Origin of the sequence: Lysinibacillus sp. FSL K6-3209, assembly GCF_037976175.1 — a bacterium.
Taxonomy (GTDB): domain Bacteria; phylum Bacillota; class Bacilli; order Bacillales_A; family Planococcaceae; genus Lysinibacillus; species Lysinibacillus sphaericus_D.
In genome coordinates, this window is sequence record NZ_CP150264.1 from 1,641,710 (window position 1) to 1,666,127 (window position 24,418).

General features: G+C 35.2%; 16 protein-coding genes. 10 read left to right on the forward strand and 6 right to left on the reverse strand.

Features of this window, described 5'->3' with window-relative positions; all coding sequences use genetic code 11:
• Positions 1–53: 53 nt before the first annotated feature.
• Complete coding sequence (pgeF, locus tag MHH88_RS07795; RefSeq protein ID WP_339262256.1) at positions 54–818, reverse strand: peptidoglycan editing factor PgeF; 765 nt, start codon at positions 816–818, stop codon at positions 54–56.
• Positions 819–1,024: 206 nt separating this feature from the next.
• Here pgeF and MHH88_RS07800 point away from each other — a divergent pair, with 206 nt between their 5' ends.
• The gene (locus MHH88_RS07800; protein WP_339262257.1) at positions 1,025–1,645 is read left to right on the forward strand and encodes a hypothetical protein; all 621 of its coding nucleotides are present in this window, start codon (positions 1,025–1,027) and stop codon (positions 1,643–1,645) included.
• A 258-nt stretch (positions 1,646–1,903) separates the two neighbouring features.
• Positions 1,904–2,512, forward strand: coding sequence for a CAP domain-containing protein (locus MHH88_RS07805; RefSeq protein ID WP_339262258.1), 609 nt, complete (start codon positions 1,904–1,906; stop codon positions 2,510–2,512).
• A gap of 156 nt (positions 2,513–2,668) precedes the next feature.
• On the opposite strand, the gene MHH88_RS07810 is transcribed toward MHH88_RS07805, so the two are convergent.
• The 3 genes from MHH88_RS07810 to MHH88_RS07820 all read right to left on the reverse strand — a co-directional run bounded on the left by MHH88_RS07810 (position 2,669) and on the right by MHH88_RS07820 (position 7,521).
• Entirely contained in the window at positions 2,669–5,164 is a 2,496-nt protein-coding gene (locus tag MHH88_RS07810) for a LuxR C-terminal-related transcriptional regulator (protein WP_339262260.1), read from the reverse strand.
• A gap of 792 nt (positions 5,165–5,956) precedes the next feature.
• Entirely contained in the window at positions 5,957–6,754 is a 798-nt protein-coding gene (locus tag MHH88_RS07815) for a dihydrodipicolinate synthase family protein (RefSeq protein ID WP_069511699.1), read from the reverse strand.
• 218 nt (positions 6,755–6,972) lie between these two features.
• Positions 6,973–7,521 (reverse strand): cupin domain-containing protein, encoded by a 549-nt coding sequence (locus tag MHH88_RS07820; protein ID WP_339262262.1) that lies wholly within the window; start codon positions 7,519–7,521, stop codon positions 6,973–6,975.
• A 284-nt stretch (positions 7,522–7,805) separates the two neighbouring features.
• On the opposite strand from MHH88_RS07820, the gene MHH88_RS07825 reads away from it, so the two are divergent.
• Positions 7,806–8,720: a LysR substrate-binding domain-containing protein gene (locus MHH88_RS07825; protein WP_069511695.1), complete on the forward strand. Its 915-nt coding sequence runs from the start codon at positions 7,806–7,808 to the stop codon at positions 8,718–8,720.
• A gap of 592 nt (positions 8,721–9,312) precedes the next feature.
• Here MHH88_RS07825 and MHH88_RS07830 read toward each other — a convergent pair.
• A complete protein-coding gene (locus MHH88_RS07830) occupies positions 9,313–10,551 on the reverse strand; it encodes an MFS transporter (RefSeq protein ID WP_339262264.1) in 1,239 nt (412 codons plus the stop codon).
• Positions 10,552–10,622: 71 nt separating this feature from the next.
• Positions 10,623–11,252 carry a LysE family transporter gene (locus MHH88_RS07835; protein WP_339262266.1) on the reverse strand — a complete coding sequence of 210 codons (630 nt, stop codon included), beginning with the start codon at positions 11,250–11,252 and terminating at the stop codon, positions 10,623–10,625.
• Positions 11,253–12,133: 881 nt separating this feature from the next.
• Between MHH88_RS07835 and MHH88_RS07840 the strand changes: the two genes are divergently transcribed.
• From MHH88_RS07840 to MHH88_RS07870, 7 genes are all read left to right on the forward strand, one after another.
• Positions 12,134–13,582, forward strand: coding sequence for a PLP-dependent aminotransferase family protein (locus MHH88_RS07840; protein WP_339262267.1), 1,449 nt, complete (start codon positions 12,134–12,136; stop codon positions 13,580–13,582).
• 4 nt (positions 13,583–13,586) lie between these two features.
• Positions 13,587–14,498 (forward strand): D-alanine--D-alanine ligase, encoded by a 912-nt coding sequence (locus tag MHH88_RS07845; protein WP_339262268.1) that lies wholly within the window; start codon positions 13,587–13,589, stop codon positions 14,496–14,498.
• A 99-nt stretch (positions 14,499–14,597) separates the two neighbouring features.
• Complete coding sequence (locus tag MHH88_RS07850; protein WP_339262270.1) at positions 14,598–15,764, forward strand: aminotransferase; 1,167 nt, start codon at positions 14,598–14,600, stop codon at positions 15,762–15,764.
• Positions 15,765–16,427: 663 nt separating this feature from the next.
• Positions 16,428–20,801, forward strand: coding sequence for an S-layer homology domain-containing protein (locus MHH88_RS07855; RefSeq protein ID WP_339262271.1), 4,374 nt, complete (start codon positions 16,428–16,430; stop codon positions 20,799–20,801).
• 964 nt (positions 20,802–21,765) lie between these two features.
• On the forward strand, positions 21,766–22,650 hold the full coding sequence (locus MHH88_RS07860; RefSeq protein ID WP_069511671.1) for an ABC transporter ATP-binding protein: 885 nt from the start codon (positions 21,766–21,768) through the stop codon (positions 22,648–22,650).
• Between the two features lie 5 nt (positions 22,651–22,655).
• A complete protein-coding gene (locus MHH88_RS07865) occupies positions 22,656–23,453 on the forward strand; it encodes an ABC transporter permease subunit (RefSeq protein WP_339262272.1) in 798 nt (265 codons plus the stop codon).
• A 45-nt stretch (positions 23,454–23,498) separates the two neighbouring features.
• Entirely contained in the window at positions 23,499–24,296 is a 798-nt protein-coding gene (locus MHH88_RS07870) for an ABC transporter permease subunit (protein WP_339262274.1), read from the forward strand.
• Positions 24,297–24,418: the final 122 nt, after the last annotated feature.

Genomic DNA, 24,418 nt, shown 5'->3' on the forward strand with positions numbered 1-24,418 from the left:
TAAAACTATAAAAAGGCAATTTATCATTTGAAAAAGTGATAAATTGCCTTTTTTTAGAATGATTTTCGCATAATAAAGCTTAAATGTCGGCCACATGTTTTGTCTTGACGGTAGGAGAAGCCTTCTTCACTAAGATACGTACATGTCTGATCAATCGTAATTTGGTGTGACGGAATGCCTGCAATTTCACATTGCTTTTTCACAGATTGCTGATTATCGATGTGATACTTGTTTGTGTCAGCATTGAAATACATAAAATTATCGGCATAGCCTAGACGATTAAATTGTTCATAGACATCACCATCAACTTCAAATTTTTGCTGGCTAAGTGCCATGCCAATTTGAACATGGAAATCTTGTGGACTACAGTGCTCTTTTTCTATTAAATGACGGAAAAGCTTCAATGTCACTTCCTTAACTGTTCCTTGCCAGCCAGAATGAATGACACCAATGACACCACTATGATCATTATAAAAAATAACAGGTACACAATCAGCAGTAAAAGTACAAAGCATTACATCTTGGTCAAATGTATAGAGCGCATCAGTATTAGCAATGGCTGTATCTTGCCTCAGCGCGCCTAAGCCTTTATCGGCTACGGTTGCTCGATAAAAATTCGCACTGTGTGTTTGTTGAGTACAAATAAAATCATTGATATCACATTGCAAAGAACTTGCTAATTTTTTTCGATTGCTTAATACATCCTCTGGACTTGTGCAGACATGTAGTGCCATATTATTTTGTTCAAGTTCCAAATGGTCCTTTAAGGTTGTTCCTGCTATGAATTGCTCATTGTTGTAATAAATTTTAGTTTTCATATTATCACCCCGTTTAACTATATCGGATTGGATTGCCAATGTATAGCTTATGCAATACGTATCTTATGTTACAGGCTATTTGACCTCCCATTTTTACTTATAAAAAAACGGACTTTCTTTTAACAGACATAATAGATTCATACTTTATCATACAGTAGCAAAGTAGAGGTTGCATTACTAACATTCAAGTAAAAAGGAGTGTGTTTATGAATCAAGACTACTTGCTCTTAATTTGTCAATTAGGTATGGGTCTGTTTTGGATAGTGACATACATATTTATTATAAAACGTGGCTTTCAGGATGAACATTATGGTATGCCAATGGTTGCAATATGTGCCAATATTTCATGGGAGTTTATCTTTACGTTTATCTATCCTCACAATGATTTGCAAAGGATTATTACGTTTAGTTGGTTTGTCCTTGACCTTGTAATTATGTGGCAATATTTAATATATGGGCGCAAGGAATATAAAAATACAATGTCTACAACACTTTTCTATACATCTTTCCTTTTTACATTGGGAACAAGCTTTTTAGTAATTTTGGCGCTCTCGCATGAACTTCATGATATGCAAGGAATCTATGCGGCGTTTATACAAAATTTAATGATGTCAGGGTTATTTATCGGCTTGTTTTTTGCAAGGGGTAGTTTGGCAGGTCAATCTATGTCTATTGCAGTTTGTAAAATGATTGGGACATTATTTGCAGCCATCGCTTTCTATTTCTATAGTAGCATCCCACTTATTACAATTATCTCTATGGCAACCTTTATGTATGACTGTTTATATATTGCTTTAATAAAGTGCCAGTCACCCAAACAATTCTGAATATAGTGCAAGACGCCCCAAAAAAGAAAGAAATGGTGCCCTTGCTTTGTTAAATCTTGTAGTAATATATTCCTGTTACAACTATATTTCAATTGTATTACTGTCAAGTTGAGAGTAAACACCGATAATCTCGTAATCTATTCGTCAATTATTTCAAATGTCATACAACTGTAAAAATCCTTCCAAATATTTAGTGATGCATTATTTCGCTAATCTATTACCATAAATATAGAGCTAAAACAGGAAGGAATGATTTACATGTTTAAAAAAGTAAAAAAAGTAGCGATGGCATCCGTATTATCACTATCCTTATTAGTACCAATTAGCGCAATGGCCGCTGATTCATATACAGTAGTAGCAGGTGATTCTCTTTGGAAAATTGCTGTAAAAACACAAACAGGTGTACAAGAATTAATAGAGGCAAACCCTCAATTAGCAAATCCAGATCAAATAAATATAGGTCAAAAAATTAATATACCAACGAATGAACAAGCATCTGTAGAGCAAGAAGTAGTGAAACTTGTCAATGCTGAACGTACGAAAGCAGGTCTTCCAGCATTAAAAGAAGATTGGGAGCTATCACGAGTAGCAAAATATAAATCTCAAGATATGCATGATAAAAATTACTTTGACCACACTAGCCCAACGTATGGTTCACCATTTGCAATGATGAAGAAATTTGGCATTACGTATAAAGCAGCTGGAGAAAATATCGCCAAAGGTCAAAAATCAGCTTCTGAAGTCGTAAATGCATGGATGAATAGTGAAGGACACCGCGCTAATATTTTAAACAAAAACTATACACATATCGGGATTGGTTTTGTGAAAGACGGCAACTATTGGTCACAAATGTTTATTCAAAAATAATTGATTCAAAAACTGTTATGCAAAGTTGAACAATTCTTTTTACGACAAAATATAGTATGTGAACACATGAATTACACGTAGCTTTTGCATGTCCTCTATAAGGTGACAACAAAAAAGAGCAACTACCAGCTTTCTAGAGCTGTTAGTTGCTTTTTATTACTTTTTGGCAAGGAGGATAGCTTGTGAACGGGATTTTACACCTAGTTTTTGATAAATAGTAGACAAATAAACGCGAATGGTGCCAGTCGATAGATTTAGCATGTCAGCAATTTCACGATTGGTTACACCATTGGCTAACAGATCAAATACCTCTTTTTCACGTGGTGTCAAGACTTCGTGACGAACTTCATTGGTTGTACAGCTTTGTAAATAATTTAAATAATTGTCTGGGTAGGGATTCCACTTGGCTGCCAAAGACTCTAATTGAAAATATTGCTCTAGAAGGGGGAGTAGCTCTTTTTCATCTGCCAATGTCCGAACATAGTAGTATTTAGCCGCCAATTGCAATACTTTATGTAAAATATCTAATGCAACAGCAGTGTTTCCTAAACGATGCTGACAAATGACTTCTAGTACTGTCGCTTCTATAATCGTTGCAACCTGATTGTCATGCTGTGCCTTTGTTTTAACTTGAATGATTACAGATAGTGCATCCTTTGGTGTGTCCTTTAGTAACAATAAACGAGCATAAACGAGCTGCCAAAATGGTTGCTTTGTTTTCGTTGCCATTAAGAGCATCTCTGCGTTTTGGCTATCTCCATCGACTATAAAACAATAGGCTTGCATAACTTGAAGCGGCGTTTGCCAATGTTTTTCCGAAACATCTTCTAATACTTGAGACAACATGATACGGGCTGTATTTGATTGTTGCTGATGAGCGTATATTTTCGCTTTAAGTAAATACATAGGGATATATAAACCTGGATCTTGATGTTGATGACCTAATTCAATGGCGATTTCCAACTCTTTTTGGGCAGCTTCTATGAAACTTCGCTCATATAAAGATTCAGCAGCAACCGCATAACTAAATGCTGTCACATTCGCAGTTTGTAAAGATGTTTCACGAAACAGCTTGTTAACAGCTTCGCCTTCTTCAAACAGTTGCAGTTTTCCTTTAGAACCAATACTTGTACGCGAAATCTTATATTCAAAAATATTATAGGGAATCGGAACGTTATCCCAGCGCGATGGAGCAGGACCATTCGCAAGCAGGTTACGCATAATCTCTTCTACCAATTGTAAATTTCCACCAGAAGCGACAATGGCATATGCCTTTGCACTTTCATAAATATAGGCCATAGTAGCATGCTCTTCTTGCGCCATCCATTGTTCTACATGCTGTCGCATTTCGAGCTCCTCCATTAGAGAAGTAGCTATTTTTGTGTCCATTGTTGTAATGGAAGTTAAAAAGCCAATAACAAGCATTTCATACGAAACGGTATAATGAGCACTTCGAAGTTGATGCAACCAGCGCATGAATGTTGTCGTTTGCCCTGAAGCGTATAGCTGGACAAGATGTTCTGTAATCCATAAAGTAGCTTGGTTATATTGTTCATATTTAAGTGCTAGCTCAATGGCAGCAAGATAATTTCCTTGATAGTAAATAGCGTGTGAGACTTCTTGGACAATAGACTGTACTTGCTGAACGGAATATTTTTTATTTAGTTCTACTTGTAAAGCTTCGGCAAATAAATGATGGTAGCGAAAAACAGGCTTTTTTGTTTGAAGACGAATAATAAATAGACCTTTTGCTTCTAAACTTTCCAACAGTTCAAGGCTATTTGACTGCTTTGTTAGCTGGTCACATATCGCTGGTTCGAGCTCGTGTAGTAGGGAGGTCTTTATAAGAAATTTTTGCGTTGATGTCGGAAGGTTTTGAATGATTTCCTGCCATAGAAACTCAGAAATAAACGGTTGTGCGATATGATCGAATAGGTCTACTTGTTGTTCATTTGCTAAGCGTGTTAATAATAGACCGGCTACCCAACCTTCCGTTTTGTCCAACACATGTTGTAAAAATTGTTGATTGAGTGGTGCTACCTGTTTGCAGGAAAAAAATTGCTTCGTTTCTTGGAACGTAAAGCGTAAATGATCCGCATCGAATTCTTGTAGCCATTGTTTCACTCGCCACTTAGCGATAGGTAGGGCTAAGGTCGTTCGAGTCGTTAAATAGACGTGTATCTCTAAAGGTAAGCACTCTATAAACTGTGTCACAAGTTGATGAATTACTGGATTATCGATTACATGATAATCCTCTAACACAATTTGAATCGGTTTTGCTAAAGCTTGTAGTTCCTCTAAAAATGAATCAATAAAAAATTCAAGTGTTGCTAGGTCTTGAGTGTGTAAAAGTGGCGCAAGTACTTGATTGATAGGGCATTGATAGGCTTTCGCCACGGCATGCACAGCGTAAGTCCAAAAACGAATCGGATCATTATCAGCAGCATCAAGTGAAAGCCAAGCGACCGTTGCCTTCTTATATTTGAACCAACTGCTTAGAACAGTCGTTTTTCCATAACCTGCTGGTGCACGGAGAACTGTCACTTTTTTAAAAGTTTGGTTCTGTAAAAGATCAAACAATTGCTTGCGCTCAATTAAATCGGGTGTATTGAGAGGAATGGTTAATTTAGAAGATACTAGTGTAGTAGCCATCTTTTTTCTACCTCATTTTTTAAAATTTAGGATAATGATGTAATTTATTGTACTACAAGCATTAACATAATTTCGAATGTTAATAGTCCTAGCATTAGATAATTGATAAAAGCATTGATTTATCAACCACCGATTTCTAAACTTGTGCTGAATACTTCCATTGACTACTTTTCCAACTTTTTTTAATAAAAACGTATAATTGAACATTAAAGTTTTATCATTGTTCAACAGCCTTGTTTACACTACATTTGATATTTTTTTAATTGATTGATTACGAGACTATCCACTAGAATTTTTCGATAACTATTTTTTTTAGGTGTACGTGTACCTATTTGCTCAATTGTGAAAAGTCTATATTGCGCCACTGTAAGCTGCAAACTTCACTTTTCGTATACTAGTAAGAGTCGTTTTGACATCATTGAAGAGAATGCTTGGCCACCAGAGCCAAAAAAGCCAGATGTGCTGCCCAAGAAAAGCTCATCGTCAGCTCTAACAAAGATGCTCAGTCGGATGTACCAGAGCAGTTTACCTTTTCTGAAAAAAGTATTCAGAGGCAATTTACGCCTTATTATAAGCGTTATTTTGCACTATAAGTAAAGATAAAAAAGCCCAATTTCTCGCATTAAAATTGAGAAATTGGGCTTTTATCATTAATCCAGAAAAGCGCCTGATTGTTATTCAACTAAAGTTCTTGTTTGTGTTGAAGTACCGATTAAATTCTGATTTACGGCGTTATAAATTGTCTATATTTGCATGTTTCTATAACTTTGTATAGTAGCTGGACACTTGTTATTAATTAATGGGTGATCGACAAGGACCTACTTTTATACCAAGGGAATTGTAATGTTCTTTTATGTTTATAACGGCTTGATAATGTGTCACTTCGTCAATTAGTTGATTTATTTTATAAACGTCAACTGGTTTTTTCATTAGTAGGTCATTTAAAATTTGCTTGATTTCTTTAGGGTAAACATTTCCTACCATACTGGAAAGTCCATTGCAGCCACCGAGTATTTTTTCTATGAGGTCAACATCTCCACCAGCAAACATAATGAAATCATCTGGTAACTGTGTATTTTTATGACGCTTCACATTGTACTCTTCTTTAAGCCCGATAAGGTTCGAGTGTTGTTGAGAGACAAGTTCATTAAGGGATTCAACACTTAGGTTAAATCCAGTTCGGGCAGGATTATTATATAGCACAACTTTCTTGGTTGTATGGCTTAGCAATTCATTAACATAAGCAATGGCTTGTTTTTGTGATGGTTGAATATAAAGTGGAAACTGGACAAGAATTGCATCAAAAACAGATTTCTCAAGTGCTTGCATAAGTTTTATCGCATCTCTCGTTCTCGCACCTGAAACACCAAACATAAGTTCAATATTTTGAAAGTTTTGCTTATTAAAGTAATCAATGATTTGCAATCGTTCATCAATACTCATTGAATTTTGCTCACCAGTAGAACCAGATACAAGTAGTGACTCAATTCCGTTATTCTTTAAATGTTCAACAATGGAGTTGAAACCTTCTAAATATAAGCTTTCATCATCATGAAAGGGAGTTGGAATAGCAACATTTAGATTTTTCATCAATTATATCCTCCAATTATTTACCCAATAATATTAATATTGAACCAACGTAATACCGCAATTTGAATACAATTTAATACTTGTCGAGTGTATTCATTTTGTACGGATAAGAGGGGGAACTATCTCTCCACGCGTGCACACGAATCCGTACAAACTTATTGTCCGAAGTATGAGTAAATATTCATTGCTGGCAGAAGCTTTTAATTTTACTTTTACTTTTACTTTTGGGGTAAAATATCGTTCTTATTAGTTATATTTTCTTTAACAACATGTTTTGCTCCTGACCCAACAGGTTCTTCCAAAAACCATGTCCCCATACCGGAGACAGTAGGAACATCCTGGATAGTGTAAAGAACTGCATTTTCATGATCAGACGTATTGCAATGTTCGTGTGAAAGCCAAGCAGGAGATACAAAGACATCGCCTTTTTCCCACTCAATTTTCTCGCCATTAATGATACTATAGCCTTCTCCTTCAAATACAATGAAGATAGCTAAATTACTGTGTTTATGTGGATTATTATGTTCACCTGGCGCCAATACTTGTACCACTGCATTTATAGTAGGAGTCACTCCGTATTTATCACCAGTATCTTTATTTACCAGCGATACTGCACCTCTGCCATCACCCATAAAATCGCTAGACAATGAATCATCTAATTGTGCCTTTATATCTGTTCCTTTCCAAATACAAGGACGAACAGTCGGCTTGGTACTTTTTTGTAAAAAATCTTTGTAACTAATAATAGCAGTTCTTTGATCGTTCATTCTAATAACCTCCTAAATTTTTTGAGAACTTTTTTAACCTTCCTGTGCTTCCATCGCCCTATCAAATCTTAAAGGCACCACCTTTCAGGACTAAGTGATTTTAAAGCAAAACAGCGTTGGAAAGGTAAACCCAATTTATTAAATACTGTTATAAACTGGGCTTGTAATTACAGTTTAGGGGACATCAAACCATAGTTCAATTCAATTATTTATATAGTAATAATAGGTTAAACCTATGATACAATATATATTGCCATAAATTGATTTATGAGGGGGACCTTAGAATGGAATTAAGACAACTTGAATATTTTCGTTCAGTATGCCAGGAACTTCACTTCACAAGAGCTGCAGAAAAGATTGGAATTTCCCAACCATCTTTAAGCCAACAAATTCGTCTATTGGAGCATGAGATTGGAGCACCTTTATTTGATCGAATTGGTAAAAAGACGGCACTTACAGAATCAGGAAGACTACTTCTGAAGTATACTCAGAATATTTTCCATGAAATAGAACAAGCACAAACGGCTATAAAGGAATTAAACGGACTCCAAAGAGGAAATATTTCTATCGGAACATTGTTAACAGTTGAAAACTATCTAATTCCACCGACATTACTTAATTTTCATCGTTTATACCCTGCTATTAAAATTTCTGTGTTTGGACTACGCACGGAAGATATAAGGATAAGCTTGTTAGAAAATAAATTGGATATAGGGATTGTTTTTTTACCTATGAAAGATAGAGAATTAGAATCGATTTCTTTGTACAAGGAGGAACTGGCTCTTGCGGTACCCAACGGGCATCCATTAGAGGAACAGGAAATGGTCCATTTGGATGTATTGCGGACAACATCTTCCGTTTTATTTCCTGAAAACTACTTTTTAAGACAACTTATCAATAAATCTTGTAATGACTTGGGATTCCTCCCACAGCCGACTTTTGAAATAACAACGATGGAATCTTTAATTGACATGGTTGAAAAAGGAGTAGGAGTAACTATATTGCCTAAACCTTATTTAGAGTGCCTTAACAATAATAAAATAAGAGTCATTCCAATTCTAAATAATAATCTTTCACGAGAAGTAGGAATCGTTTATAGGAAAGATAAATATATGGGTGCTGCTACACGTATGTTTATTGATCAGCTAAAGGCCACCACGATTAATTTGAATTATAGAACCAATATAGATACTGATTAAAGCTCATTATATTAGTAGCTGATCCTAACGAGTCGGTGTTGCATTGGATAAACCCATAATGAATACTTTATACAAACCTAGTTAACATAGGGCCAATTTTTTTGGAAGTTCAGAAATCAAAAATCCCTTGGGATTCAAGGGGTCAGGAAGAAAGTAGGAGAATTGAAGAATTGCTTAAAGAAAAGAAAAAATTAAGGCTACTATAGAAGCTGGGAGAAAGGTTTAACGTGAAACTGTATTCAAAAGACGACAACAGGAAAATGAAGCGTATAGAAAAATTGGCAAGAGAAAAGGGTTAGAGACGACAAACTAATTGAATTAGTAAAAGTGGTCCAAGTAATCTAGATGGTCGTTGTGCTTTGAGCAACGCCTACGATATATGTTTACCGTTGAACATCAAACAACTCTGACAAAAATCCACTATGGCAAGGATTATTTAAGTGCATTTTTTAGCACAGCTTTTCATTAAATTGACACGAAACGGCTCATTTGATCAAAAAGATTCGCGGGATTTTACTTAATATTTTTAGTATAAATCTGGATAAATCAGGTGCATTCAAAAGGACCTTCAGCCTTAATAGCTGTCAGGTCCTTATATTTGTGTTATTTTATTGGTTTTTTCTATATCTTCTACTTTGATAAATTTCAAAACAACAAACAGGAGCATGAAACCCAATACACCTGCCGTAATATAGCTGGCATTGAGATAGTTTTTCATGACAAGCGACATAATAGGAGGGCCAGCTGCAACGCCTATAAAACGTGCTGAGCTGTAAAAAGAAGATACTGTTCCTCTTAATTCTTTTCTAATATTGTCCGTAATAATTGTGTCAAGTGCAGGCAATAGTGCACCGATAGCAATCCCCACTATACTCGTTATGACTAATAAAAAAATCAGGTTTTTGCTTGTAAACCCAACGAAGACAATACTAGCAGACATGGCAATCAAGGAGACGATGATTATTTTTTTAATTCTCCCCAGGTTTCCTTTAATTTTTCGACCGGATATAAATGAAGCTATACAAAGTAATAAAAGCGGGATGGCAAGGACAAAACCTTTTTTAATCCCTTTTATATCATGAACTTTTTCGAGGTTTTCTGACAAGAAAAATAGCATACTAAATAATATGAGCATCACAAGGACCCCGTTAAGAAATACGGTATACAACCATTTTCCTTCCTCCTTGAAAACTTTTTTTGTATTGCGTAAAAATTTTTTGAACTTCAATGGTTCATCATTATCTTTAGGAGCTTTAACAAAGAAAAAAATAAGTACAATCGAAATCAAACTAAGCGCTGAAATGGAAAAGAAGGGTAGGAACCATAAAAAAGCAGCAAATACTGAACCTAAAATGGGACTTAACACTTTTCCAAACGTGTTAGACGTTTCAATTATCCCTAATGTAGAGCTTATTTTTTCGTCATCATCCTGATATAGGTCACCTACAAGAGGCAATACGATTGGCATGGCACCAGCCGCTCCTATTCCCTGAATAATTCTGCCTGCAATAATCATAGCGTACGGATCATTCATTTTCCAAGACGCAAATCCAGCAATGAGACCTCCTATTAAAGCTAAAATTAAGCTCGGTAATATTACAATTTTTCTGCCGAAGCGGTCCGATAAATAGCCAGCTACTGGAATAAGAAAAATCGCTGCGACTGAATAGCTGGTTATAATCATGCTCGACTGAAATGATGTTATCCCGACCTTATCTTCCAGTATCGGGAGCACGGGAATAAGCATTGAATTTCCGAGTGTCATGATGAGTGGAATTGAAGTCAAACTTACAATACACCAGACACTTACAGTATCCTTCTCTTTGTCCATTACCACACCTCGATTAATATTCTTAAAGTTAAGGTTTCCTTTCGTGTTTATTTTATGCGCTGTTGTAAAGTTTATTGGAATAACACTTGGTAAGCTTGTTTGCCAAAGTGAATCCCAAAACCAATCATTAATAAGGCTGAGATGAAAGAGACCGTTTTCAGAAGTTTTGTGGATAATAGTTTACGAGCGACACTGGATAAAAAGGCATAAATAAAATCTATAAAGATAATACCAATTAAAATAGCGGTACTTACTAATATAATTTCATACCCTGTAGAGAAATCAGCTGTTTTTGCAAGAATGGAGCCGTATATTCCCAGCCAAAAAAGGATTGTTAGTGGATTTAAAAAAGACATGAAAAAACCAGCCATGAGCGACTGTCTAAGTCTTGTTCTTTTAGCAGTTTTTGAATCCATCTCTATTTTATGTAACGACAGTAAACTTTCTATACCAGTGTACAAAAGAACAAAACAGCCGAAAGACCAAAGTATTGCTTTCAGCCAGATGGAATTGATAAATTGTCCAATTCCAAAATATACGATAAACATATAGATAATGTCGGTTGCTATGGCACCTAGACTAAAAAACCATGCATGAAAAAAGCCATTTTTTAAACCTGTATTTAATAGGAAAGTTTTAACAGGTCCAATGGTTGCAGCCATTGATATGCCTAAAAAGATATAGGTAAATATAGAATTCATAAAAAATAGCCTCCAATTATCAGATGTATTTGCATTTTATTCGAAGGCAATGACTTTTAGGACAATTTAAAAGAGCAATTCTAATAGGATTTTTGGATTTTTATTCGCTATTTTGGTGGTGTTTAGTAACATAATTATTTCTGCGTCAGCTTTTTTTATGTTTAATTAGGATATTAATATTTGTCCAAATATATAGTTGAGAATGATAAACGAAAAATAGAAAATATGTCCTTAATGCCAGACGTTAACTGGATTATAAGGGATGAGGAAATGTTCAATCTTTTAAGATGATCCCATTTACGAGAATATGTTTTGGCTCACTTTATGGGATGTAAGTTTGTTTAAGTAAAATATAAAAAATAAATTGTTCAGCATTTAAATGGAGCAATTTGGTTTACCCTATAATGGAAACTGTACACGATAAAGTAGATACTATAATGATGGAAGGTCTGCCACAGAACTGAAAACCCAATTTCTTAGGAGCTGTAGTTTAGGTTGAGTCAGCAAGTAGTTGAAGCAATTATTAGGGCAGTTCTAAAAAGCTTCTAGCACAAAAAAACGCCGTACAATGGATTGTAAGTTTCACTTCGTCATTGCGTTTAAATAGAAGAAGACAAATTATTGATGGACAAATCAAGCAAATGATAGATGATTCTTCGAGATATGGAGAAAAAAGAGTAGAAAATATAGCAGCACAGATTATCCTAATCGTCTTCACATGTTGTGAGTATACTCCCAAAATAAAGGGTTTCCTCGTTTTTAGGTTCTTTGAAAGAAAAGAATAGTTCCACACCCTACCACCAGACGATAAAAATCCATGTTGAGTGGACCTTTTGGAATCGGTGCAGAAATGTAAAAATGTAAACAAGGAGATGAAATCAGTGTTTAAGGATTTTAAGATAACGGAAGGCAGGCCTTTGTATATTCAGCTTAAGGAATATTTAATAAGAATGATGACGAACGGGCATTTACTTGAACATCAAAAGCTTCCATCTACTCGTGAACTGAGCTCCTTATTAGCTATTAGTCGAAATACCGTTCTCACGGCTTATGCAGATTTAGAGCAAGAAGGCATGATTTATGCAGTAAAAGGAAAAGGGCATTTTGTAAGTCATGTAGAGACCTTTCAATCTCCAACTATTGAGTTAAATTGGACTGAAAAAATCAATGAGCAAACCTTTTTATCGGAAAAATTAGATCTCATAAAACATGGAGTGCGTTGGAATAAGGAAATGATTTCATTTACTAGTATCGCGCCCGATGAAAAACTATTTGATGTAGAAAATTTTAAAAAGGCATTTTTAAATCGTATGTCCATTGAAGGAGACATTGTTCTTAACTATGGCTATGCAAAGGGCTATAAACCGCTTATCGATTACCTCCTTAACTACATGGAGCTTAAGGGAGTAGACATTCAAAACAAAGATATTTTAATTACCAATGGCTTCACAGAAGGACTGGATATTCTTTTATCCACTTTAAATAAAAAGTACGGCCGTGTTATTTGTGAAAATCCAACCCATCATGCTGCTCTCAAGCTCTTTCGATTACATGGTTATGATATTGATGGCATTGAAATGGAGGATGACGGTGTCAATATTAGAGAGTTGGAAAAATGCTTATCAAAACAGGAATATGATTTTGCCTACTTCATCCCGTCGTATCATAATCCAACTGGAATCGTAACATCCTCTGAAAAAAGAAAGAAAATCATGGACCTGTTTTCGGCCTATCAGCTTCCTATTATAGAAGATGGATTTAATGAAGAATTACGTTACTCAGGATCACATCAGGCTCCATTGGCTGCCTTTGCTGGAAACGGCAATAATGTTATTTATATCGGTAGCTTCTCTAAGATTCTTTTTCCTGGCTTGCGAGTTGGATGGATTTTAGCAGACAAAGAGTTGATTTATTATTTGGAGAGTATGAAAAGAGCCCGAACGGTGCATACGTCAACTTTAGATCAAGCCGTGCTATATCAATATTTAAATGATGGCTACTTTGAGAAGTATATAAAAAAAGCAAAAGCAGTCTATAAGAAAAAATATGAACTAGCTGTCCAGTATTGTAAGCAATATATTCCATGTAAACGAATTACCAGTGACGGTGGGCTCCACCTTTTTATAGAACTAGATCACAACATTGACTCACAAAAACTTTTAGAAAAGTGTTACCAAAAGGGAGTTGTTTTTTCGACCGGGAATGTATTTTACACAGACAGTAGTGGACAACATACGTTACGGTTAGGATTTTCTAGGTTAAATGAGAAAGAAATTATTCAGGGCATTAAAATCATAGGGGACACTGTAAAACATAATTATGGAGGTTAAAAAAATGAAAGTTGGCGTCATTATGGGAGGAGTTTCCTCCGAGAAGCAAGTTTCGATTATGACAGGTGAAGAAATGATAGCTAATTTAGATAAAAATAAGTATACAATTGTACCAATCCATGTAGAGAAAAAAGAAGATTTAGTAGAACATGCAAGGAATCTTGACGTTGCGTTATTGGCGCTACATGGCAAGTACGGTGAGGATGGCACCGTACAAGGTACACTTGAAACTATGGGAGTTCCCTATACAGGAAGCAGTGTCCTGTCCAGTAGCTTATGTATGGATAAGAATATCTCGAAAAAAATCATGAGGTATGAAGGTGTGCAAACACCAGATTGGATTCATCTTATGAACATGGAAGAACTGAATATGGATGAATTAGATAAAATGGGGTACCCAGTAGTGGTGAAACCCAATTCAGGTGGCTCGAGTGTAGGAGTGAAAATTGTTTACGACAAAGAAACAGTAACATCTACAATTGCGGAAGTATTCAAATGGGATTCCGAAGTAATCATCGAAAAGCTTGTAACGGGTGAGGAAATCACTTGTTCCATATTGGATGGCAAGGTTTTGCCGGTAATTTCCATTCGTCATCAGAGCGAATTTTTTGACTATACCTCCAAATATAATGATGTAGCTACAATTGAAGAGGTGATTCAGCTCCCGCCCGAAACATATAAGCGTGTTGTTTCTTCAGCGATTTCTTGCTATAAATCATTGAAATGTAGCGTTTACGCGCGGGTTGATATGATAATGAATAATGGAATTCCATATGTATTGGAGGTTAATACATTACCTGGAATGACGAAAAACAGTTTGTTGCCTAAAAGTGCACAATCAGCAGGTATTCCTTATCATCAGCTACTTGACTTGATCATTGATAATTCACTTAAAGTACGGAGAAATGATGGATAGAGCAATAATAAGCAGCAATTAACCTCGGCAATATTTTACATATTATTGAAATAATATACGAACAAAAAGATAAAGATAAAAGAATCGTGGTGTCCTATAATGATCGAAACAAAATCTTATTTAGCAAACGCTGTAGAACAATTAAAGCCTTCTGGTATACGCCACTTTTTTGACTTGGCTACAAAAATGGAAGGTGTTATTTCTCTTGGCGTAGGAGAACCAGACTTTGTCACACCTTGGCATGTCAGAGAAGCGGCAATTTCATCGTTAGAACAAGGCTATACTTCTTATACAGCAAATGCTGGACTACTTGAACTAAGAGAAGAAATCGCTTTATATATGAAAAAATACTTTTTGGTTACCTATGCTCCTCAATCAGAAATTATTGTGACTGTGGGTGCTAGTCAAGCAATTGATATTGCTTTAAGAGCAATACTAGATCCAGGTGATGAAGTTATTGTTGTTGAGCCCTGCTTTGTCTCATACGCACCGCTCGTAACAATGGCTGGAGGCGTACCTGTTACTGTGCAAGCATTAAAAGAAAATGAATTTAAAATTCTTCCACATCAAATAGAAGCTGCTATTACAAAAAAGACCAAAGCGATTATGATTTGTTCTCCTAATAATCCCACAGGTTCTTTGCTTAATAAAACAGAATTAGAGAAGATTGCTGAACTTTGTGAACAACATGATTTGCTTGTACTTTCCGATGAAATTTACGCAGAACTCGTTTATGATGAAGACTATACGAGCATTGCCTCTATAAAAGGAATGCACAAGCGAACGATCTTATTTAACGGTTTTTCAAAGGCATTTGCGATGACAGGATGGCGCTTAGGGTTTGTTTGTGCTCCTGAAGAAATATCCCAGGGCATGTTGAAAATTCATCAATACACTATTATGTGTGCTCCAACGATGGCACAATATGCAGCGCTAGAAGGACTTAAACATGGTAGATCCAATGTAGAGGAAATGAGAAATATTTATCGCCAACGTCGTAATTTTATCGTTAAATCTTTTAATGATATGGGGTTAAGTTGTCATTATCCGGGCGGAGCATTCTATGCATTTCCATCCATTGCGTCAACAGGACTAAGTTCTCAAGCATTCGCAGAGCAGTTGTTATTAACTGAAAAAGTTGCTGTTGTTCCAGGAGATGTTTTCGGTGAAAGCGGTGAAGGAAATATTCGTTGCTCCTACGCTGCCTCTATGGAACAACTACAAGAAGCAATGAAACGTATTCAGCGATTTGTTCATAATCTTTAAATTCAGAACAACCAGTATTAGATAATTATTTTTCTTTAAAAAATAACTGTTAGTTCCAGATGCAAGATAGTTGTAAAAAATATTAATAAAAAAATGGTGTGGCAGTTTTTTATACTTCCATGCCATTTTTTACTAGTGATATCTTACAAGAGAGCCTTAAGAACTGCTTGGGATGTACCGGAGCATTTTAATGAAGGTTCTTTTCTAAAAAAGTATTCAGAAAGAGCTATTTGTTATGTAGTTGTACATGTATCTGTACCATGTTTGTCTTTAAAAAATCAGAGGAATAGAGAAATTGTCGGTAGCACCAGGAGAATATTCCCGTGCTGCCTTTTTTAATGGCGTTCACCCAATTCGAGCTGTGGAATGATATTGATATGTAGGTCTTTTTATCTTCCACTTTCGTACCAAATTATAGAGTAACACCTACATCTCGTTGATTACTAAGTACTCCGAAAAGTTAAGTATTTAGAGAAATATACAATTGATGACTACATAGGAATTGATTCCACTGTTGAAATCCCTGTTCATAATGTTCTAACTGTTTCTTTATTCTCTTGGTCTTCGTACTCAGAATTTTGTTCAGATTCTGTTCAATAGGTCTTTGTTAAACTTAGGAACGAATTTATAAATCAATCTAAATTCATAGGGAGGAAGTAAGAGATGAAGAATAGTACAGTATTATATGAAAAACTATTTAAAACAGCACTTGCTACAACAATAGCAACAAGTGCAATTGCTGTTGTGGCACCAGACTATACAAAAGCAAGTGAAAATGAGGAAATCTTTACAGATGTCAAAACAGCTTCAGATTATTATGAATATGTTAATGAGTTATATGAACGAGGTTTTGTTAGTGGCTATAAAGATGGGTCATTCAAACCAGAGGGAATTTTAACACGTGCAGAAGCTTCAAAAATTTTGGCACTCAATTTAGGACTAGATGTTACTAAATCGTTTAATATTTCGTTTAAGGATGTTCCTACGAGTGACTGGGCATACCCGTACATAGCGGCTTTAAAAGAAGCAGGCATTATTGATGGGTACCAGGATGGAACCTTTAAACCAAATGCACCGATTACACGAAATCAAATGGCAAAAATGATTGTTAATGGCTATGGCTTAGAGCGTGCAACAGAAATTAATTTACCATTTACAGATATACAAAAGGAAAATAATTGGGCTACTCCTTATATTCAAACCTTATTTAATCTAGGTATTACAAATGGACAAACTGCTACAAAATATGGTGGCAATTCAACGGTAACACGTGCGAACATGGCAGCATTTACAATCAGATCAGAGGTAACAACGGATTATCTTAATAACCGCCGACCAGATGAGGAAATTATTACTTCTATATATGGCAATAAAATTACAATTGGTGGTCAGGAGTATTACATCAAAAAAGAGCTTCAGCCATTACTCCATTCACGAAATTTAGCTGTATTAAATGATGCCAATCTAGACTTTATCAAAATTGGTACAAAAATTATCGGAATACGTAATTTAGAATTGCTGAATAGTGGTACATCGGAAAATCCGCTGACATTAGATTTGGCTGGAGGTACTATTGATGCAAATATAACAATTGCTGGTGATTATATTAAACTGGCAAATGCAAATATTACAGGAAATATAACGGTGAAAAAAGGTGATCAAAAGCAAATCGAATTAAATGGGCTTGCGTTAAACGGTCGCTTAATTATTGAAGGGGAAGCAAAACGTGAGCAACAATCAGTTATAAAGCTTGCGAATACAACTGTTGATGAAATGGTTGTAAATCGTGACAAAACGAAGATTATGACAGATAATGCTACACCAACTATTAAGGTTGATAAGAATGTGTCTGAAATTGAAATCGTAGGTAAAATCAATTCTATTAATTTTACTGGCAATCAGGATGTAGTCGTAAAAGGACAGCTAGAAACTAAGAGTTTAACAATTGATACGCCAATAAAAGTAACGCTTGAAAATAAAACAGAACTATCAACAGTAGAAACTAAACAATACGGTAGCCAATTGATTGTGCCAAAAGACACTACTATTGATACTTTGATTAAGCCGAAAAACATTAAACCTGAAGAAGCTGTGAAGTACCCAACTGGGGAAATACCACCAATTAAAAATGTAACAAATAGTGAGGTAGTTGAACGCCCAGCTCCTCCAACAACTCCGACTCCTCCAACAACTGGCGCTGAATCTTCAGACGGAGGTTCAACAGGTGGTGGTAATAATGGAGGTACAACGAACCCATTTGTATCTCAAACTTTAAAAGCCAATAATATTGAAGATATAGACAACAAAAACCCACTTGCTGTTGGTATGATTGGTACAACAGTTACATCAAATAATGAAAATGTTGCAACAGCTACCTTAAAAGATGGTGAAATCATTATCACATCAAAAGGTCCAGGTACAGCTATTATTTTGATAAAAGAAGATGCGCCTTCTTTAAAAGAATCACAGATTATCGTAACAGTGGACGCCAATGGAAAAATGACACATACGATTAAACGCCCTGTTGAGGTAGTGCTAGATAAAATCAATTCAGCACCGACACCAGTTGCAGAAGATTTAGTAAAACTATTCGAAGGCATTGATATTAAAGGTGTTACACTGGAAAACATCATAGATGTAACAGCAGTAGTGAAAAAAACGATTGCTGAAAAGGGTAAGTCATTAACAGAGGAAGAATTAAAGTTAGCAGTAGATACAGCGTTGCTTCCATCACTAATTAAAAAAGCCAACCCAAGCATAGAGCAAGTATCTACAGCACTTGATTTAGTTAAAGCTGGTCCAAATGGTACAAGCTTTGAATGGAAATCTGTAATAAGAGTGGGCAATCATAACGCAAGCATTGATCTTTCCACAGGAAACGTAACGCAAGATGCTACAGATAATGAGAATGATAAACTTACACTAAATGTTACAGCTACAAAAGGTACTTCAACAAAAGATACAACAATTGAAACAACCATTTTAGAATCGAATAAACCATATCTAGTAAGTGCCATCCTAGACGATTTAGATAATGATGGAGATACTTCTGCTAATGACTTTATCACATTTACGTTTAGTGAACCGATTGCATACACAGGAAATCCAGAAAACATTGCCCAACAGTTTTTTGGGAACCCTAAAGCCTTTGGAAACGGGCCTATTGAGGTAACATGGTCTGAAAATAACACAAAGTTAACTGTAAAAGTTAATGGAAGTGATTTTTCAAATGTATTTAAGATAAATTCTGATATCACTTTAATTGCAAATGCGGTCAAGGATGCGAATGGCGTAGCAAATGATGAAAAAACAGTGAAATTACAGCAAATACCATTTGACTATAATATCGTTCAAAACAATGTAACCGGTGACTTCATTTGGGAGGACAATACAGTTGTAAGTGAAGCAACTGGAAAAATCAAAAATGCCATTACTTTCTCACGTAATGGAGAACCAGTAGAAGGCTTTGATATAACATATACAGAAGATGATATTGCAGAAGGTACTATTGCATCAGGAACATTTAAACTCAAATCTATAAATGTTGTAAAAAATGGAAAAGCTGAAAAGGTGACCTTTACAAATGGGGAGACGCTTACTGTTACTTCTTCAACTGTATTACGTGTAAAAGACGGTACAGAGGTAACAAATAGTATTAATCATCCTCTTGTGATAAATAGTATAGTGAAAACAATTACAGTTGATGATTCTGTAACAGATACTATTACGGTACCTAAAGTAGCATTAGCAAACCCAGTTATTATTGATGGTAAGGATAAATTGGTATTTAATTTTGGACTGGCTGTTACAGCAAATCAAGATGAAGTTTTATTGAAAAATCTAACGGTAACTGGTGGATACACTGGCGTACAAAAAGATGGAGAGCGTGGACCAGTTTATTTAAGTGGAGCCGCAAACGTTACACTTGATCATGTAATTGTTGATGCTATAGGATCTGGTGGTTATGGAACTTCAGGAATAATTTTAAAAAATGCTAATGCAAAGCTAGTAGTAAAAGATTCGAATGTTTCGACAATCTATGCAAAATCTGACAATCCAGCATATTCCGCATGTGGAATACGATCTGATGTAGAAGGTGCTTCAATAGACATTATTAATTCGACCATCTTATCAAATGGTGCAAACGGAGTTTCTAGGGTTATTCAAACTGGCAAAGGTGCTACTTTAAATATTACTAATAGTATAATAAATGCCGAAGCGTCTACTTACACTGGTAATGTATATGGGATTTACTTAGGAGAAGGCTCTAGTTTAACAATGAGTGCCGCAAGTGAAATTAGAGTCAAGGCTCCAAGTGCAAATGGATTTGCAATCGGAAATAATGTTAATTATTCAATTTTAAATGTTTCTGGCACAATATTTACTTTAGACGAAGCTTCAGCAGGAAAAAGAAAAGCTCAATATGAGTTTGACCCTGAAGCGATAACAGCTATTGATAAAGCAATGGCAAAAATCGATGAAAACTTAATTAAAGCCAACAATCCATCCTTACAGGAAGTAATAGAGGCTTTAAGTTTACCAACAGATGTAGATGGTGTTTCAGTTACATGGGCAGCTGATACAGTTAATGGGGCAACAGTCAATGCTGATGGTACTGTTTTTAGAAGCAGCGATAATGATGAAGATGATACGGTGACATTAGTAGCAACATTTATACAAAATGGCTTGACAAAAAAGAAAGATTTCCAAGTAACTATTAAGGAAAATAAAGTTCCAACAATCACTTCTGCAGCTTTAATTGATAGCAATGTTGATGGAAAAGCTACTAAGGATGAAAGTGTTGAACTGACATTTAGTGAACCGATAACTTTCAGTCAATTATTTATCGGTAACCAAGAAATCAATCAGGAATTGGGAATTTGGTCAGAAGATCATAAGACACTGACTGTTACTTTACAAAATGATATTACAGCCACTGATACAATAACTGTAAAGGTAAATAATTTAAAAGATGCAGCCAACAATTCAACCGTTGAAAGTTTTGTAGACTTAACAGTGCTAAGTGTAATCCAATAAAGAACTGAGTAGCCGCTTGTGATGTTCTCGAAACAAAAGACGAGAAGTAACACAAAAAAGCTTGCTAACTGTACAAAATTAAAAATTAATAGTTTCAGGTATGGTAAACACACTTGAAACAAGATAGATTTTGGGACGAAACAAGAATTCTTTAGATAAACATGAAATCCTATTATCAATCACTAATGACAAGAAGGAATTCTAAATGTAGAAAAAGTAGATGAACAAGTCTAAATCGTAGAAAGTCATAAAAATAAAGGGCGATATATTTTATTCATGTATAATATAATCGCCCTTTTATTTCTTGCTTAGTAATCGCGCCTAATTGAGGAATAAAACTATAACATCATTATGCTTATCTAAGCCCACGCTGTTAAAATATTAATTTTAATTGTTCTAATAACGATTCTCTAGGATAGACAGTAATCTTGCTTCGACAGCACCCCTATATCAAGAGCCATTTCTTGACCTCCACCAACATCAAATACCTAAAATTAGTTATTGAATGGTTTATTTTTACCGCAACATCGAAAACAAAAGTCTCTTTTCCTTTATCCCATACTACCTTAAGTTCATAAATATATCTGCTATTTTAACATGGTCTTCTTCCCATTCGTAATCAACAGGAATCATTGTATATTGTTTTTCGTTCAACATAACTTTGCCTTCTGGCTGACTAAGAGTACCTTTGGATAAACCATTACAGCCATTCAAAAGAGCAACAATCAGAATGGAAAAAACTATTTTTTCATTTTAACACCCCTTTTTATATAGATTCCATTTAGAATGTTCCAAATTGTAATTTACAAAAATACAAATGTATGTATATATAAAGTAAAAAGAAGTATATAGGGAGTTGAGAAATAGCGTTGTTGCCTGTGAGCTGACTGACGAATAAGACAGTAATCCAATCCTATTAGTCATTTTGCGAAGCTGTTTAAGGAGAAAAAGGGAGGTATTATCAATGAACGTAATAGAAATTAAAAATCTAACGAAGACTTACGGCAAAGCAAGGGGCATATCTGATGTTAGTTTTAACGTTGAACAGGGTGAAATTTTCGGGTTTATTGGGCCTAATGGTGCTGGGAAGTCGACAACAATTCGCACATTATTATCACTCATTTACCCAACGAGCGGCAGTGCCACGATTTTTGGGAAGGACTGCATTCAATTTGCTCCCGAAATAAAAAAGGAAATCGGTTATTTACCATCTGAAATCTTTTACTATGACAATATGAAAGTAAAGGACCTATTAAAATACTCAGCTAGCTTTTATAAAAAAGATTGCAGTAAGAGAATTAAAGAGTTAGCAAAAATGATGGACTTGGATCTGAATAAAAAAATTGATGACTTATCTTTGGGAAATAAGAAGAAGGTCGGGATTGTTCAAGGGCTGCTCCATGAGCCAAAACTCATTATTTTGGATGAACCGACAAGCGGGCTAGACCCATTAATGCAACAAAAATTCTTTGAACTATTAGAGGAAGAGAATAAAAAAGGTGCTACGATCTTATTTTCGTCGCACATCCTTAGTGAGGTCCAAAGATTATGTAATCGTGTTGCCATCATTAAAGAAGGTAAAATCGTAACCGTAGAAAAGATTAGTACGTTACAAGAGAATAACTATAAAAAATTTAAAATTGAGACGAATTCACCCCTAGACAAAGATTACTTCCAAATCGAGGGGGTCAATAAATTAAATGTTCACAATAACGTAACTAGTTTTTTATTCAAAGGTAATATTAATACGGTGATGAAAAAAATCGCTGAAATTGAAATTGCAAATTTGTGGATTGAAGAACCAGACCTTGAGGAGATCTTTATACATTATTACGAGAAGGAGGTCTAAAAACTATGAATATCTTTATGCATGAATTGAAGGTTTATCGAAAGTCTACCATCATATGGTCGCTATCGTTAATAGCCATCATTATTATTTTTATGTCGATGTATTCTTCTTTTGCTGAAGATGCAAAGGGCTTTATGAAAATAGTAGAAAACTATCCAGAGGCAATCAGAAATGCAATCGGGTTTAATCAAGAAAATTTCTTTACTATTTTAGGATTCTATAGCTTCCCATTATCGTTTATTACTCTGTGCGCAGCAATCCAGGCGATGAATCTCGGCACTTCTATTGTCAATAAGGAAGTCCGTGATAAAACAGCGGACTTTTTACTAACGAAGCCTGTTACCCGTACAAAAATCTTGACAGCTAAATTATTCGCAGCGCTAGTTTCGATTGTCATCACGAATATCTTCTATTTCGCTGCAGCTAGCTTTGTGGCATTACAAGTCAAAACAGATGATTTTAGCTTAAAAATTTTCTTTCTGCTTTCACTTACAATATTCTTTATTCAGCTGATATTTCTATCCTTAGGAATAATCATTTCCGTTATTGTCCAAAAGATTAAATCCATGCTGACCATCTCGCTAGCTACCGTCTTTGCTTTCTACTTTGTCGGAATGTTCAGTGATACGACTGGTGATGAAGTGAAACGTTATTTTTCGCCGTTTAAATACTTCGACACCGCCTATATCATGAAACACTCCAGCTATGAAACAACATTTTTAATTGCTGGTGCAGTTATTATTATTCTTGCAATTGCAGCTAGTTATGTTGTCTATAGTAAGAAGGATATCCATGCGGTTTAAGAATGTTAGCTTTGCTTGTAGGAAGCGAAATGGAGGGGTTCGGTAATGAATATATTTTTAAAAGAATTGAAGTCTCATCGAAAATCACTCATATTTTGGAGCATCGGTGTTTTCCTTATGGTGGCATCAGGAATGACTAAATATGAAGCGTATTCGTCATCGGGCCAATCGATAAATAAATTGATGGCAGATATGCCAAAATCGTTACGGGCTGTATTTGGTTTCAATGATTTGGATTTAACGAAAGCTAGCGGCTACTATGGTATGCTTTTTCTCTATTTAGTATTAATGGCAACCATTCATGCAGTCATGCTCGGAGCGACCATTATTGCCAAAGAAGAGCGGGATAAAACATCTGAGTTTTTATTCGTTAAACCAGTATCTAGAAGTAAAGTTATTACAGCAAAGCTATTAGCTGCTTTTATAAATATTGTAATATTCAATCTCGCAACATTCGTTTCGTCCATTATTCTTTTAGGGAAATACAGCGATGGTGAAGCGGTTAATGGTGAAATTGCAATCTTAATGGTAGCAATGTTCATTTTGCAGGTTTTGTTTATGGTTATTGGCAGTGCAATTGCTGCTGTAAAGAAGAAACCAAAAACGGCTGTATCAGTAGCTACTGGAATCCTCTTACTTATGTATATGTTATCAATCATTATTGATTTAAATGAGAATATAAACAGCATAAAATATTTTACACCATTTAAATATTTTGAAGCGAAAAATGTAATGTATGGCGGTGGTTTAGACGTAAGCTTTGTCGTAATTTCCCTAATATTGATTCTATCATTTTTGGTCGTAACCTATGTTTATTATAAAAAAAGAGATTTGAATGTTTAGTAAAAAGACCGTTGCAAAACTAAACCTATACTATCTATGCCTTAGTTCAATAAGACTTATTTAATTCATACGTTAGTTAGAAAAATTAACGCCATTTTGATTCAGCCATTTTCAAAATGGCG

What these genes read in the sequence shown, in the direction of transcription:
- MHH88_RS07800 (WP_339262257.1), top strand. Translation starts at nt 1,025, where the DNA reads ATGAATCAAGACTACTTGCTCTTAATTTGTCAATTAGGTATGGGTCTG.
- MHH88_RS07830 (WP_339262264.1), bottom strand. Translation starts at nt 10,551, where the DNA reads ATGGACAAAGAGAAGGATACTGTAAGTGTCTGGTGTATTGTAAGTTTG.
- MHH88_RS07835 (WP_339262266.1), bottom strand. Translation starts at nt 11,252, where the DNA reads ATGAATTCTATATTTACCTATATCTTTTTAGGCATATCAATGGCTGCA.
- MHH88_RS07810 (WP_339262260.1), bottom strand. Translation starts at nt 5,164, where the DNA reads ATGGCTACTACACTAGTATCTTCTAAATTAACCATTCCTCTCAATACA.
- pgeF (WP_339262256.1), bottom strand. Translation starts at nt 818, where the DNA reads ATGAAAACTAAAATTTATTACAACAATGAGCAATTCATAGCAGGAACA.
- MHH88_RS07815 (WP_069511699.1), bottom strand. Translation starts at nt 6,754, where the DNA reads ATGAAAAATCTAAATGTTGCTATTCCAACTCCCTTTCATGATGATGAA.
- MHH88_RS07870 (WP_339262274.1), top strand. Translation starts at nt 23,499, where the DNA reads ATGAATATATTTTTAAAAGAATTGAAGTCTCATCGAAAATCACTCATA.
- MHH88_RS07860 (WP_069511671.1), top strand. Translation starts at nt 21,766, where the DNA reads ATGAACGTAATAGAAATTAAAAATCTAACGAAGACTTACGGCAAAGCA.
- MHH88_RS07805 (WP_339262258.1), top strand. Translation starts at nt 1,904, where the DNA reads ATGTTTAAAAAAGTAAAAAAAGTAGCGATGGCATCCGTATTATCACTA.
- MHH88_RS07855 (WP_339262271.1), top strand. Translation starts at nt 16,428, where the DNA reads ATGAAGAATAGTACAGTATTATATGAAAAACTATTTAAAACAGCACTT.
- MHH88_RS07825 (WP_069511695.1), top strand. Translation starts at nt 7,806, where the DNA reads ATGGAATTAAGACAACTTGAATATTTTCGTTCAGTATGCCAGGAACTT.
- MHH88_RS07850 (WP_339262270.1), top strand. Translation starts at nt 14,598, where the DNA reads ATGATCGAAACAAAATCTTATTTAGCAAACGCTGTAGAACAATTAAAG.
- MHH88_RS07845 (WP_339262268.1), top strand. Translation starts at nt 13,587, where the DNA reads ATGAAAGTTGGCGTCATTATGGGAGGAGTTTCCTCCGAGAAGCAAGTT.
- MHH88_RS07820 (WP_339262262.1), bottom strand. Translation starts at nt 7,521, where the DNA reads ATGAACGATCAAAGAACTGCTATTATTAGTTACAAAGATTTTTTACAA.
- MHH88_RS07865 (WP_339262272.1), top strand. Translation starts at nt 22,656, where the DNA reads ATGAATATCTTTATGCATGAATTGAAGGTTTATCGAAAGTCTACCATC.